Annotated in this window: 7 protein-coding genes; 6 read left to right on the forward strand and 1 reads right to left on the reverse strand. The window is 44.4% G+C overall.

Going from position 1 to position 16,149, the window contains the following annotated elements; translation table 11 throughout:
* Nucleotides 1-161: 161 nt before the first annotated feature.
* Nucleotides 162-4,193 (reverse strand): hybrid sensor histidine kinase/response regulator transcription factor, encoded by a 4,032-nt coding sequence (locus HMPREF2794_RS19355; RefSeq protein ID WP_070752285.1) that lies wholly within the window; start codon nt 4,191-4,193, stop codon nt 162-164.
* Nucleotides 4,194-4,370: 177 nt separating this feature from the next.
* On the opposite strand from HMPREF2794_RS19355, the gene HMPREF2794_RS19360 reads away from it, so the two are divergent.
* The 6 genes from HMPREF2794_RS19360 to HMPREF2794_RS19385 all read left to right on the forward strand — a co-directional run bounded on the left by HMPREF2794_RS19360 (nt 4,371) and on the right by HMPREF2794_RS19385 (nt 16,137).
* Nucleotides 4,371-6,800 carry a glycoside hydrolase family 95 protein gene (locus HMPREF2794_RS19360; protein WP_070752287.1) on the forward strand — a complete coding sequence of 810 codons (2,430 nt, stop codon included), beginning with the start codon at nt 4,371-4,373 and terminating at the stop codon, nt 6,798-6,800.
* 440 nt (nt 6,801-7,240) lie between these two features.
* On the forward strand, nt 7,241-8,602 hold the full coding sequence (locus HMPREF2794_RS19365) for a DUF4998 domain-containing protein (protein ID WP_192915345.1): 1,362 nt from the start codon (nt 7,241-7,243) through the stop codon (nt 8,600-8,602).
* Between the two features lie 19 nt (nt 8,603-8,621).
* Complete coding sequence (locus HMPREF2794_RS19370) at nt 8,622-9,995, forward strand: IPT/TIG domain-containing protein (RefSeq protein ID WP_010535913.1); 1,374 nt, start codon at nt 8,622-8,624, stop codon at nt 9,993-9,995.
* Between the two features lie 29 nt (nt 9,996-10,024).
* Nucleotides 10,025-13,147, forward strand: a complete 3,123-nt coding sequence (locus HMPREF2794_RS19375; RefSeq protein WP_070752289.1) for a SusC/RagA family TonB-linked outer membrane protein — start codon at nt 10,025-10,027, stop codon at nt 13,145-13,147.
* A 5-nt stretch (nt 13,148-13,152) separates the two neighbouring features.
* A complete protein-coding gene (locus HMPREF2794_RS19380) occupies nt 13,153-15,156 on the forward strand; it encodes a RagB/SusD family nutrient uptake outer membrane protein (protein ID WP_070752291.1) in 2,004 nt (667 codons plus the stop codon).
* Nucleotides 15,157-15,186: 30 nt separating this feature from the next.
* Nucleotides 15,187-16,137 (forward strand): BT_3044 domain-containing protein, encoded by a 951-nt coding sequence (locus HMPREF2794_RS19385; protein WP_070752293.1) that lies wholly within the window; start codon nt 15,187-15,189, stop codon nt 16,135-16,137.
* The last annotated feature ends 12 nt before the right edge of the window (nt 16,138-16,149 follow it).

A 16,149-nucleotide genomic window follows, 5' to 3' on the forward strand; every position in this document is an offset into this window, starting at 1 on the left:
TGTAAAAAAATAAAGCATACCCGAATAAGAAACTTTTTTTCTCTTATTAAGGTATGCCACAAAGGTAAGGATTGGCAACTCCTTTACTATGTACAAACGATTCAAAAAATGATAAAAATACGGCAAATAAGCTCCAATGCGGGCTAAGAGAGGTATTTTATCTATTTTGTTCCCGCTCCTGCATCGACATTCTTTATCTCCTGCGTGATAACGATCTGCTTGCCGGATTGGTATTGTTTCTCAAAATCTTTGGGGGTCATGCCGAATTGTTTCAGGAACAACTTGCTGAAATAAGACGGTGAATTGATACCGACCATGTAGCAGATATCTCCGATACGGTATTTCCCTTCCTGAATAAATTCGGCTGCCTTTTTTAGCTTGATCAACCGGATAAAATCAAGCGGAGACAAGTTGAACAGCGTCTTGATTTTCCTTAACAAACTGGAACGGCTCATACAGAGTATGTCTGCCATACGTTCTACACCGAAGTTGTCATCGGTTATATTATCTTCAATCACTTTGATCACCTTATTCATAAATTCTTCGTCCGCCTTATTCATCTGCATATTGTTGACGGAGAAGAACGGGCGTTTTGCGAAAGCTTCTCTCTCCCTGCGCCTATTGTCGAGCAAAGACAGGACTTGTTCTTTCAGATAATTGAAAGAGAAAGGTTTCTCCACATAGGCTTCCGCACCATATTTCAGACCGTTGATCTTGCTGTCGATATCATTTTTAGCTGTCAGGAAGATGATAGGGATATGAGAAAGTTCCATGTCCGATTTTACTTCCTTGCAAAGTTGGTAGCCATCCATTACAGGCATCATGATATCACTGATGATCAAGTCTATATGGCTGCTCCGCAATATTTCCAGCGCTTCTACCCCGTTCATCGCTGTCTCTACGGTAAAGCTTTCCTGCAAGCGTTCGTGAATAAAGGTCAGCATGCTTTCATTGTCTTCCACCAGCAGGAGGGTATATCCATATATATCTGTCGTGACGGGGGTATGTTCATCCAGTTCGACAATGTCCTTCTGTATGGTTTTATGGTTTTCCAGTTTCATGCCTTCCATATTCAAAGGAATGGTCAGTACAAAAACATTATTCTCCTGATTGGTATCCAGATAGATGGTACCTTTGTGCAATGACGCCAACGAACGTGCCAGAGACAATCCGATCCCCACCCCGTTGCGAGGCTTCTCTTTTCTGTCCACCTGATAGAAGGGTTCGAATATATACTGGCTGACTTCTGCCGGAATCTTGTTTCCGTCACTGGTGACACGAATCGTAAAGCTGCCCTCTCCCTTTTCCAGTTCCACAAGTACATTCCGGCTGGCATATTTCAACGCATTATTGAGCAGGTTGCTCAGTATCTTGGTTATCGCTTCTTTATCCACAGCTGCCCATACCTGCTCGTCTGTCGATTTCAACTGCAATTCTTTGCGGTTCAAACTGAACGTCACTTCAAAGCGTTCCACGATTCCGGCAAGAAGTTCGGTAATATCCACACTCTCAAATTTCATGGTCAGCTTGTTGGCGCCAATCTTCTGGAAGTCCAGCAGTTGCCCGGTAAGTTCCAGCAGGCGTTTGGTGTTCTGAACCATCACACTGATATATTTCTTCATCTTGGGTTCCTGTATTTCCATTTCCCCAATGGCTTCAAGGGGACCGTTGATCAGGGTCAAAGGAGTACGTACTTCATGCGCTATCTCTGTGAAGAAGTCTACTTTGGATTCGTACAGTTCTTTCTCCTTTTCAATCTCGAACAGCTTTTGCCGCTCTTCCAGTTGTTTCTCCTTGCGGCGTTTATACCATAAGATGACACCTACCACAATGAGGATAATACATACGGTATATACAATGTACGCAATGACAGACTGCCACCACGGAGGAAGAATGATAATAGACAGAGAGCGTGTGGACGACTCGGACTTATTGCCGTGAGTAGCCTGCACCCGGAAGGTATATTTTCCCGGCGGAAGTTTGGCATACGAGATATTCTGATTGCTGGCTGCCCGTACCCAATCCCTGTCAAGTGGTTCCATACGATAATAGTATTGGTTGGACTCGGCAGTAGAGTAACTGAGCAAAGCCACGTCAAAACTGATATTGGACTGGTCGTAAGGCAATACAATTTCATCCGTATGTACGATGCATTGTTTTAAGGGTGAGGCGGGAGTATGAACCGTTACCTCCTTATTATATATACTAAACTTGGAAATGTAGACAGGAGGGAGCGGCTTCTCTTCTTCCTGAACCGTAGGGTCAAAAGCGATCAATCCGTCCACCCCGCCAAAATAGAATCGTCCATCCTGAGCTTTCAACGCCGACTGATAATTGAACTGGTTGCCCAACAGCCCGTCTTTGTTGGTAAAAACACGTATATCCTTACTCTCAGGATTAAACCTGACCAATCCTTTATTGGTGCCAAACCACAGATTTCCGGCATCGTCCTCCAAGATGTTATAAGCGACATCGTCCGGTAGTCCGTCTTCGATACTGAAAGTCGTAAAGTCATCCTGTGCTTCATTATACCTGCATATACCGCCACGGTCGGTAGAGAACCATATATTCCCCTTGCTGTCCTGCATGATGGAGCTGACGGAGTTCGAACTTAGAGAGTTGTCCACTCCTTCTTTATAAGAATAATTCTTATAAGAATTGGTTTTAGGATCACATTTCCATACACCATTTCCCATAGTAGCAAGCCAAATTATGCCATCTTTGGACTCCATTATATCAAAAACCCAGTTATATCCTACTTCTTCCACACGACGAAACTTCCTTTCCTTAGGTTGTGACACATATAATCCCCATCCAGGTCCTATCCAGGTACGACCTTTACTATCTTTTAAAAAACTATATACACTTCCTTCTTCAATATTCAATTCCTTATCACTGATATATTTAAGATGTTCACCAGGTATACTGATATCATTCATTCCTTGTTTAAATAATCCAACATATATATGATTTTCATAATGTTTTACTGATAGTGTAATGAGACGACCTGGAACATTATCATGTATCTGATGTACTTTACCTGTTCGAGGGTCCAATACATTAACACCATTATCTTCAGTACCTATCCAAATACACCCATTATTATCCTCTGCTAATCCACGGATACGTTTGGTATTCAAAGAATGTGAATCGCTCCCCGGTACGTATTTATCAAAAGTCAAGATACGATTAGGCAGATAGTTGACACCTCCAAACATTGTCCCGATCCAAATTCCTCCTTCATGATCTTTGTAAATAGAATAAATACTATTATCCGACAGGCTAAATGAACGCATCAAGTCTTCTTTCAAATGAATAACATTATTTTCTTTCTCATTAATAATGAAAATTCCATGAAGAGAGCCTACCCAAATTTCATCTCCGAAACACATCACATCTCGCAAAAATGTCTTTTTCTCACCAAGGAACGAAACTTCACTCAATTCATCTGTTCGAGTATTATATTTCAGCAAATCTCCTTCATGTATTCCCAAGATAGCATTCTCCTTCTGAAAACAAATACTTATAATTGTTTTGCCAATTAACGAACGTCCCATTCGGTCTGCCAGATATTGTTCAAACTTATCATCCCGATAATTATACTTGAATAAACCCACTCCTGAAGTGCCTACCCATACTTCACCCTGCTCATTGATACAAATACATTCCGGATTATTATTTTTTAAATTGTCTTTATCTAACAAAGAATAATGATGAACCTTTCCGTCTTTATAACGAAAAAGTCCCTGATCAGGAATCAACACCCAAATATTATCTAGTGAATCAGATAGGATTTCCGCTACCCAGTTATCAAGAGTTATTCCTTCTGATGAAGCTATTTTGAAACGTTTAAATACATCGACCGCCGGATTATATATATAAACTCCTCTGTCTGTACCAACCCATAAATTCCTTTCTTTATCCTCAAAAAGAGCACCAATATTATGATTACCCGTACCCTCCTCCAAATCATCACAATCAAATTGAAGAATGGAAGTTCCGTCATAGCGGTTGAGTCCGTTTTTTGTCCCAAACCACATAAATCCATAGCTATCCTGCAAGATTGCTTTTACATTACTTGCCGACAATCCATTTTCTCCATTGACATGAGTGAAATAAAAATCGGAACGTTCCTGCGCACGAACGACACAGATAGAGAGTAACAACAAATAGTTCAGGAGGAACAATCGCATCAGGTGTTTTTTCATATATTATAGAGCTATTATGTTTGCTATGCGGGCAAATATACGCCAAAAAATGGTACGCAGAAAGCAGTTGACGCATTTGTTTCAGTAATAGCCGCATTTGTGCATTTTTTAAATAACCTTCCCGGATACCTTTGCAGCATCATTGAATAACTATTTTATAACATGAGAAACATAACGAGATCATTAGGCCTGATTATCGGGGCCGCACTTCTGTTTAGTGGTTGCCTGCCATCGGAGGCGACCGAAGATACGATGAAATTATGGTATGACAAACCCGCCGACGAATGGATGAAATCTCTTCCTTTAGGAAACGGTCGTCTCGGAGCAATGGTATATGGTGGCGTGGAAACAGAAACCATCGGCCTGAACGAATCGACTATGTGGTCGGGAGAGTACGACGAACATCAACAACGTCCGTTGGGAAGAGAAAAACTCGACCAGATACGGAAGCTGTTTTTTGAAAACAACCTCGCCGAAGGCAACCACATTGCCGGAAATACGATGGCAGGAAGTCCTCATTCCGCCGGAACGCATCTTCCGATCGGTGACTTGAAACTGAATTTCACCTACCCGGAAGGAGAATTATCGGACTATCATCACGAACTGGACTTAACTACCGCCGTCAATACCGTCACCTACAAAGTAGGCGATACAGAATATACCCGCCAGTGCATCGCCTCCAATCCGGATGACGTAATTGCGATGCATATAAAAGCCAGCCGTCCGGAATCCATCACAGTGGAACTGGAACTGCAGCTACTCCGGAATGCGGAAGTCGTAGCTTCCGGCAATCAACTGATTTATACCGGCAATGCCGAATTTGAAAAACACGGCAGAGGAGGCGTATTGTTTGAAGGACGCATCGCCGCAGAGATAAAAGGAGGGACCATCAAAGCGGACGGAAAGAAACTTCTCATCGACAAGGCTACGGAAGTACTCTTACTGTCTGACGTACGTACCAATTATAAGAATACGACATTTGCAGGATACGACTATCAGCAAAAATGCAAGGAAACAATTGAAGCAGCCTCCAAAAAGAGTTTCAAGACACTGAGAAATACACATGTAGAAGACTATACCCCACTTTTCTCCCGGGTAGCCCTCTCGTTCGGAGACAATGGAAAATTCAGCCATTTACCAAACGACCAGCGCTGGGCACGAGTGAAAGCAGGAGAATCTGATCCGGGACTGGACGCTTTATTCTTCCAGTATGCCCGTTATCTGCTGATTTCGTCTTCACGTCCCAACTCTCCGCTACCCGTAGCACTGCAAGGGTTCTTCAATGATAATCTGGCTTGCCACATGGGCTGGACGAACGATTATCATCTGGATATCAATACGGAACAGAACTACTGGATCGCCAATGTAGGTAACCTGCCCGAGTGTCATCTCCCGCTTTTCGACTATATCAAAGACCTGTCTGTACATGGTTCAAAAATAGCTCAGGACTTATATGGCTGCAAAGGATGGACCGCCCACACTACATCGAATCCGTGGGGATACGCAGCCGTATCAGGCAGTATTCTCTGGGGACTGTTCCCGACTGCCTCTTCGTGGATCACTTCTCACGTGTGGACACAGTACGAATATACACAAGACAAAAACTTCCTGAAAGAAACCGCTTATCCTTTATTAAAGAGCAACGCTGAATTTCTGCTGGATTATATGGTGACAGATCCCCGGAACAATTACCTCGTGACGGGTCCCAGCATCTCACCGGAGAACAGTTTCCGCTATCAGGGGCAAGAGTTTTGCGCATCCATGATGCCGACCTGCGACCGTGTACTGGTTTATGAGATATTCTCCGCATGCCTGAAATCTACGGAAATATTGAATGTCGATGCTGCATTTGCCGACAGCCTCCGTACCGCCATCAGCAAACTCCCTCCTTTCCGCATCAGTGCCAACGGAGGAGTACAGGAATGGTTCGAAGACTACGAAGAAGCACATCCCAACCACCGTCACACCACACACTTGTTATCGCTCTATCCTTATTCGCAGATTACATTAAATAAAACACCCGAACTGGCGAATGCAGCCCGCATCACTATTGAAAGACGTCTGGCCGCCAAAGACTGGGAAGATACGGAATGGAGTCGTGCCAATATGATTTGCTTCTATGCCCGCCTGAAAGATCCGATAAAAGCATACAACAGTGTAAAGCAGTTATTAGGACCATTATCCCGCGAAAACATGTTCACTGTCTCTCCTGCCGGAATTGCCGGAGCAGGTGAAGATATCTTCGCCTTCGACGGAAACACAGCCGGAGCCGCAGGCATCGCAGAAATGTTGCTGCAAGGCTACGATAACCGGATTGAACTGCTTCCCTGTCTGCCGGAAGAATGGAAAAACGGAAGCTTCAAAGGACTTTGCGCCCGCGGTGGAATCGAACTGGATGCAAGCTGGAAAAATGCTCAGATAGAACAGACAGAATTAAGGGCATCCGTCCCGGCTGAATTCTCTTTCCGCATTTCAAATGCAAGTGCATATAACTGGAAAATGAACAAGAAAACATTCACACCGGAAATAAATGCGGACGGTTCGGTACAGATCAGTATGAATGCGGGAGATAAACTCACTGTTTCGCTGTAAAGGGAGTACTTGATCAATTAGTTTCTAGTACCGGAGTTGTCCGTTCCTAGTATGCGACCAAACGGAACAAAGTAACAGCCTTGCTTGTGCCAAGCCTTTGGCACAGTTATGCCACCCTATTGGCACGGTTATGCCAAGCCTTTGGCACAGTTGTGCCAAAGGGATGGTACAAGCAAGAGCATACTATAAACTAATTTCAATAGCCTGTCGGCTACTCTTTAAAAAGAGCTTTTGCGGCAGACAATAGCGCGATATGGAAATAGTACGAGTTAAAACCTGCAGGACTCATAAAATAACAGGTATTATTCCCTATTTTGGCGCATTCTGACTAAAGTTTGCAGCATTCGTACTCAGATTTAAACCAGCTTTATCGTACGTTTGCAACACCAGATAACTAAAAAAAGAATAGATTAACCTTAAAAAATTAGGAGGAATTTACTATGAGTAAATATGTAAGTAAATTATCGAAAGTGGGTATATCGCTGTTTGCAGTCTTTTGCATGATGGCATGTCACACCGGAGAAATCGATCACAATTATGAGAACATGGTTTATGTCAATCAGAACTCATTGAACCTGTTCTTCGGAGATACGGAGCAACTGACCGCAAGCCCCACCGAAAGTACGTTTGAATGGACAAGTGAAGACCCATCTGTCGCCACAGTAAACAATAAAGGACTGGTAACCGCTACCGGAGTCGGCAACACACAAATCATCATTACGCAAGGAGAATGGACCCAAACAGTAGATGTAACCGTAAGCTTGCCCACATCCAAAGAAGTACTGGCACGCGCAGGAAATAAACGTGTTTTGATAGAAGTGACTATCGACAACGAAAAAGTTCAGAAAATGAACGTCGTATGCAATAACAACGACAGCTCTATCGAAGAAGATGTAAACTACAAAAGCGGCGTATTCAAATTCTATTATGACGACCTGGAAGAAAATAAAAAGTACGACTTTACAGTGACTTGTATAGACCGGTATGGAAATCAATCAAAACCGATCAACGTCTCTGCCAATGTGTACGGCGAATCATTCCAATCTACGCTGAGCAACCGTACGGTAGAAGTAGCTACCCGCTTCGGTAACGGACTGGTGGTGAAATGGAAAGACAGACCGGGAAGCTGTGTACTGAACTACAAAGACGAAGCAGGAAAAGAAGTAACCAAATACATCACTTCCGGTGAAACAAATTCTTATTTATTGGATTTCGGTTCCGACTTATCATACGCAACTTATGCAGTTCCCGAAAGTAATGCCGCAGATACATTCTATGTGGCCCCTGCCATACTGGACAATTATGAGGACCTGCGTTCCATCCTTTCCGCTTCTGAAACCCGCGAGATTTCCGTTTTCAATTTCGACTTGGGAGGTGAAGGCATAGGTTATCATGACAACAGCGCTAACAATGAGGCCGGCTACAACTACCGGTCGGAAAAAGGTGACGACAACAGCCCCGGTGTGGATTTGGAATTCGGTATGAACATCGGATACACCGGCGAAGGCGAATGGCAGATGTTTACTCTCGACGTACAAGACGCAGGTACATACGCGTTCGACCTGTTCCGTTCTGTCAACAACGGTAACGGCGGATACTATTCGCTGGAAGTGGACGGTGTGCCAACCAATTCCGTATATATGATAAATGACAATGACTGGAGCGCCTTCAAATGGCAACATGCTACTTATCCCGAAAATCAACCCAAACTTCACTTCACGAAAGGAAAACACACAGTGAAACTTGTCATTGGCGAGGGAGGTAACTTCAACTATAAATTCATACGTTTCACTTACGAATAATTAATGTTATATCAATATTATGAAGAAAAATTTAATACACCAAATTCTTTTTTTATTGTGCATAGGAGGATGTGCCCTGACAATCATCATCGCATCTTCCTGTGAAGATAAAACATCGGCTCAGGTACACAATCCCAATGAACCGATCACAGTCACTAATTTTTATCCGGACTCAGGTGGCATCGCTACGCAAGTGATTCTGAACGGGGAAAACTTCGGAACTGATTTGGAAAACATTGAGGTTTATTTTAATAATAAGAAAGCGGCATTAGTCGGCTCCTTGGGAAATAAGCTTTATGTCATTACTCCGCGCCGTCCGGGCGACGGTATGCCGGATGACGGTGATCCGGATCACGATCAGGTGGAAATCACCGTTAAAGTAGGCGAACAGTCGGCTGTATACGATAAGAAATTCGATTATCACATTCAGACGGTAGTTACCACATTGTGCGGACGTCCCGGCACAAGTGGCGTCAAAGTAGGTACACTGGGCGAAACGGAATTCCCTGAAGTCGGTTTCCTGGCTATTGATGCCGAAGATAATCTCTTTGTATGTCCGCGCGAACTGTGGGGAGCCAACAAACTGATTCTGATCAATGAAAAAGAAAACCAGTCTTCTATCATTATCGACAACGCAGGCCAATATCCGCTGAACCAGCCATGTATCATAGACAACGGATTAGGATTAGTGATTCCTACTGACGGTGGTAATACATTCTGGTCGGTCAACTCGATAGACTTCTGGACGCCCCGAAGAAGGGATTACATGGCAGCCGATGGAGAAGATGCAAGTAAAGTGAACACTACTTACAAACACTCATTCGCTTATTGCGAACTGGACAATCACTTCTACTGCCGTACCAAAGATGCCAACTTCTTCCTGAAGATTGACGGAAAAACAGGATATGCCTGGGTAATAGAAGTAGGCAATAATGATTTGTTAGCTACCTCTGACTGTTATATGACTTTCAGCCGGAAAGATCCGAAGAAACTCTACATGGCATTTACCAACCAGCATTGTATCGGTGTGTTTGAAGATATCACCGACCCAACCCGTGAAGGAAACTTCAGAATATATGCAGGAGACAAAGGACGTGCAGGACACGCTGACGGACAGGAGACAGAAGCACAGTTCAACAGCCCCCGCCAATTAGTATTGGACGAAGAAGAAAACCTCTACATTGCTGACTCCGGAAATCATTGTATTCGTAAAGTGACTCCCGAAGGTGTAGTCAGCACAGTAATCGGTAACCCGAACAGTTCGGGATATAAAGACGGAACGCCGGAAATCGCACTCTTCACCGAACCGTGGGGACTTGCCATCGACAGCGAAGGTACTATCTACATCGGCGACAAGGACAACCGTTGTGTCCGCAAACTCTCTATTGAATAACGCAGTAGGTCATTATAAACAATAACACTATGAAACATTTATATATTATAACCGCTTTTCTGCTCTGCTGCCTCTGCATCAAAGCACAAGAGCCAACCCAAAAAGAAAGTACAATCACCATTTCAGGTACGGTACTCGATGAATTCAACGCCCCGATTCCGGGTGCCAACGTCTTTTTGAAAGACCGTCCCGGTGTAGGTACCGTTACCAACATGGACGGTAAGTTTACCATCAAAGGAGCACAAATGGGCGATGTGATCACTCTGTCATTCCTTGGCTATGAAAAACAAGAAGTGAGAATTGACTCCAGACTGGACCGGAAAAACGCACAATTCAAACTGAAGCCTTCGACCAATACACTGGAAGAAACGGTGGTTGTAGGACTCGGCTCACAACGAAAAGTCAGCGTAGTAGGTGCCATAACGAATGTAGACGTAAAAGACCTGCAAACACCGGCTACCTCTATTCCCAATATGTTAGGCGGACGTGTACCGGGTATTATTTCCCTGCAAAACAGTGGTGAACCGGGAAAAAACATCTCTGAATTCTGGGTACGTGGTATCGGAACTTTCGGTGCCAACCAAGGTGCACTGGTACTGATTGACGGACTGGAAGGCAGCTTAAGTCAAATTGATCCGGCGGATATTGAGAGCTTCTCGGTATTGAAAGATGCTTCCGCCACAGCCGTTTACGGTACACGTGGTGCCAACGGTGTCGTACTGGTCACTACCAAACGCGGTGAAGTGGACAAACTGAAAATTACGGGACGTGCCAACCTGACCGTTTCCCACTTACAGAATATGCCCGAATACCTCGGTGCCTATGACTATGCAACGCTTGCCAACGAAGCAAAACTGGCTCGCGGCGAAGAAGCACTTTATTCGCCGATGGCGCTCGACCTGATCAAGTATCAGCTGGACCCCGATCTTTACCCGAATGTAAACTGGCGCGACCAGATTCTGAACAAGAATTCCCTGCAACAGACCTACTATATGAGTGCCCGTGGCGGTGGTAGTGTAGCCCGTTATTTCTTCAGCTTGGGTATGTCCAATGAAGACGCTGCCTACAAACAGGAAAAAAGCTCTAAATACAGTACTGACGTAGCTTATCGTACTTATAACTATCGTAGTAATATCGACGTCAACCTGACCAAGACAACTACTGCCTATCTGGGTACGGAAGGTTATCTGTCTGAAAAGACCGAACCGGGAAACGTTTCGACTGACGCACTCTGGAGCGCCCAGCAAAGACTGACTCCGTTGACGATTCCTCTGCAATACTCTACCGGAGAACTGCCGGCATGGGGAGCAAACAACGAATACTCTCCCTACGTCATGCTGAACCACACCGGAAAAGCGAAATGGCGCAGATTCACAAACAAAGTGACACTGGCTGTTACTCAGGATTTGCCTTTCATCACCAAAGGACTGAAGTTAAGGGCACAGATTGCTTACGACTCGGAAAGTTATCTGAAAGAAATACGTAAAGTACTGCCGGAAATGTACTATGCCAGCGGACGTACTGTAGATGGTACTTTAATTATGCGCAAAGTAGTAGATGCCCAAACTGCCACCTATAATAAGGATGAAGAGTCACAATGGAATAAGCTGCATTTTGAATCTACTCTAAACTATGACCGTGCATTCGGTGATCATCGTGTCGGCGGTTTGGTTTACTATTATATGAGCAGCTATCAAAGCACATGGTGCGATATACACGGTTATAATTGTAATGTAAATGTAGATAATGTACCTAAACGCTACCAAGGCTTATCCGGTCGTTTAACATACGGATTCCGTGATACATATATGATTGATTTGAACTTCGGTTATACCGGTTCCGAGAATTTCCAGAAAGGACGTCGTTTTGGCTTCTTCCCCTCCGTTGCCCTTGGTTGGGTACCGACCAATTATGATTTCGTACGCGAAACATTGCCTTGGTTGAGTTTTTTGAAAATCAGAGGATCATGGGGTTCGGTAGGTAACGACCGTATTACCAACAAACGTTTTCCCTATCTAACTATTATGAATGAAAATGCTAATAAAGGATGGAACGGAAGCAGTGGTGTAACGGAGCAGTCAGTCGGTGCCGATAACCTTCAATGGGAAAAAGCTATCAAACTGGATTTGGGTATTGAAGGAAAATTATTCAACGAACAGGTAGACTTTACAGTAGACTTTTTCCGCGATACCCGCAACGACATCTTCCAACAACGCACGATGGTACCCGACTATATCGGATTGGCAGAACAACCTTTCGGAAACGTGGGTAGCATGGTCAGCTACGGAGCCGACGGAAACATTTCATTCACACAGGATATTGGTAAAGACTTCTCGTTTACCCTTCGTGGTAACTTTACGTACACAGCCAATATGGTGAAAAACTGGGAAGAAGCTTTCCAAAAATATTCTTATCAGGAAAGAGCAGACAAACCTTACGAATATTATGCCGGCTACATCGCATTAGGATTGTTCCGCGATGAAGACGATGTGAAGTTCAGTCCCGACCAGAGCGGAATTGCCGGACGTAAAGTACTCCCGGGTGATATCAAATACAAAGATGTGAATGGTGACGGTGTTATCAACTCCGACGACCAGGTGCCTCTTTCTTACAAGGCGAACTATCCGCGTCTGATGTACGGATTCGGTGGAGAAGTACGCTGGAAAAAACTGACACTGGGATTCTTATTCAAAGGAACAGGCAATGTAGACAACTTCTGTGTGGATGGCTACAAAGCATTCGGATTCCTCCCATTCTCTTCCGGAGAAACAGGAAATACACTGGCTATCACCGCCAATCAAGCAAACCGCTGGACACCGCGCGAAATATCGGGCGATGCGTCCACCGAAAATCCGAACGCTATGTTCCCGCGTCTTTCTTACGGAAATGACCACAACAGTACACAGCCTTCTACGTTCTGGAAAGCCAATGTCCGCTACTTGCGTTTGCAGGAAATCAACCTCAACTACAACCTGAGTGCCGGCAAGATTCTGAAACAACTGGGTGTTTCGTCACTCGACTTACAGTTTGTAGCTTCCAACATCTGCGTATGGAGCCCATTCAAACATTTCGATCCGGAACAGGCATATTACAACGGAGGAGCCTATCCTATACCGGCCCGCTATGCTTTTCAGATGTATATTAACTTCTAAAAATAATGAATCGTATGAAAACCAAAATAAGCCAGATTATATCGAAGGGGCTTCTCTTCGCATTTATCGTCCTGTTAGGCTCTTGCAATTACCTGGACGTAGACCAATATTTCGACGATACACTGAAGTTTGATTCCGTATTCACACAGAAACGTTATTTTGAAGCGTACCTGTGGGGTGCAGCCGGACAATTGCCCGACGAAAGCAGAATCTTCGGTCACGAATATGCACCGGGCATTACTGCCGGCGATGATATCTTCACTGTAATGAGCAGCGACATCTTCCGCGGATCAGCTTTTGCACTGGGATATGTGAATCCTGATAATCTGAGAGGTATGAACGTCTGGAGTGACATGTACAAAGTAATCCGTAAAGCCAACCTGATGTTGGCACGTATGGACGAATGTCAGGATATGACAGCACTCGACCGCCGTAATTATACCGGCTATATTCACTTCCTGCGCGGTTACGCCTATTATCATATTCTGATGACTTGCGGCCCTGCTATTCTTGTAGGCGATGAAATATTCGAAAGTAACCTGGACGGCCCTGCTTACAACACTTATCGTGCCACTTATGACGAGACAGTAGAATACATCTGCTCGGAACTGGAAACAGCAGCGGCATACCTTCCGTTAAAAGCCTCTATCGCACAGTTTGAACGCCCCACAAAGGGAGCCGCTTACGCGCTGATAGCCCGTCTCCGCCTGCATGCCGCTTCACCGCTTTTCAACGGAACATCCACTGCCCGCCTCTACTTCGGCAACTGGAAACGTACTTACGATAAAGAATATTACATCAATCAAAACTATAGCGAAGAAAAATGGGCATTAGCTGCTGCTGCCTGCAAACGGGTGATTGATATGAATGTCTACGAACTGTTCACAGTGAGCAAAGACCAGAACACTCCGCAACTGCCGGCAGGTGTTCCTACAGAAAACTTCCCGAATGGAGCCGGAGGCATCGACCCGTTCAAGTCCTATTCTCACATGTTCACAGGAGACGAACCGTTCAAGAACAATAATGAAGTTATCTGGGGACGTATCTCCGAAGAGGTAAAAGGATATACACAACAATCGTTCCCGCAATATATGGGTGGATACAACGGTATGGGGCTGACACAGAAAATGATCGATGCTTACCGTATGGAAGACGGAAAAACAATCGAAGAAGCCATGGCAGTCGGAGAATATAAAGAAGGCCCTAACGACTTTACTTCCGGACCTCGTGATTTCTCGGACTATCATCTCAACGGCAATATCTGGCAGATGTATGCCAACCGTGAAATGCGTTTCTACGCCTGCGTAGGTTTCAACGGATGTTATTGGCCTGCTACATCGACTACCGACGGTTCTTACCGTCTGCAAACCGTGAAATACTGCATGGACGGTAATGCCGGCAAATATGCAGGTACAGTGGGTAGTGACAACTACACTCCTACAGGTTATGTGATCAAGAAATACATTTCTTCTTATGACGCATGGCGTGGCAACAGCAGCGAACGTTACGAAAAAGGATTCCCTATCATCCGTTATGCTGAAATATTGCTGTCGTATGCCGAAGCATTGAACCAGTTGACCACCACTCATGCCATCACACTGCCTACCGGCGAATCATACAGTTTGTCACGTGATGTGGACGAAATGGCCAAAGCATTTAATCAGGTACGCTACCGTGCCGGATTACCGGGACTTACTCAGGCCCAACTGGAAAGTCCTACGGAAATGTTCGAGCAAATCAAGCGCGAACGTATGGTAGAGTTCCTGGGTGAAGGACGCCGGTTCTACGATGTACGTCGCTGGGGTATTTATGAAGATGTGGATTCAGAACCTATCATGGGCCTCAACATCGCAGCCAACGAATTCGGTGGTTTCTACCAACGTACTGTTGTGGACGAGAAAAATTACCGTGACCGTGTAGTACACAGAAAACTGTTGTTCTTGCCTATCAGCAAATCCGAATTGAGAAAAGTAGAATTACTAGACCAGAATCCGGGATATAACAACTAATTTTGAATCATCAGTAAAACAGATAATCAAATGAAAACAATGATAAAAAAAGCCGGTTATTTTCTGGCATTGCTTGCCCTGACAGCCTGCGAATCTTTCGACTTTGAACAGGAAATGGGACAAAAGATAATTTGTATCATCAGTGACAACGATCTGGTATATACCGGTATGCACGACCTCAACGAAACAGAAAGTACCGGATATATCTCCATCAACTGCGGCGGTTCCCTTCGAATCGACCGGGATGTGGACGTAACACTGGAATATGCTCCGGAAGTATTGCAGAATTATAATAAAATAAAGTACGACATTGACCAGTCAAAGTATGCCAAAGAACTTCCTTCAAAGTATTACTCCATCGCTCAGATGGGAGTCACTTTGAAAGCCAGCAGCCCTGACACATATAATGTGATGCCGATTCAGGTAAAACCTGAAGGGCTGTCACCCGACTCGATTTACCTTATTCCAATGCGTATCAAGAGTGTGTCGGCTTATTCTGTCAATCCGGACAAGTCTCAGGTACTTTATCAGGTACAGATGAAAAACCTCTATGCACGTACTGACGAATCTACTATCTACAATGCTGCCGGAAAGCTACAGAAAGAAGGGGAATCGCAACGTGACGCAGCCGCTTCACAGACATTCCACCCGCTTACGAAAAACTCATTCCGTATCTTTGCCGGTATCAAGGGATATGAGAAAAATGAAGAAGTCATCAAAAAGAACGGTATCATAGTTACAGTGAACGAGGACAACAGTCTGACCATGAAACCATACAACGCAGACTTTATCGAAGTGGCTTCCATCGATGAAGAACAACCCGATTATTATGGAAATTATGAATTGTCGGATGTTTACGGCGGAAAGAAACGCCAACGTTTCAACTTCAAATACAAATACCGTTTCAAAGGCGAATCAAAATGGGAGATTGTCGATATACGTTCTTTACGCAGTGTCACACTCGACTTGATAAACGAATAAATAACACTAAAA

Source organism: Bacteroides sp. HMSC067B03, assembly GCF_001811315.1.
Taxonomy (GTDB): domain Bacteria; phylum Bacteroidota; class Bacteroidia; order Bacteroidales; family Bacteroidaceae; genus Bacteroides; species Bacteroides faecis.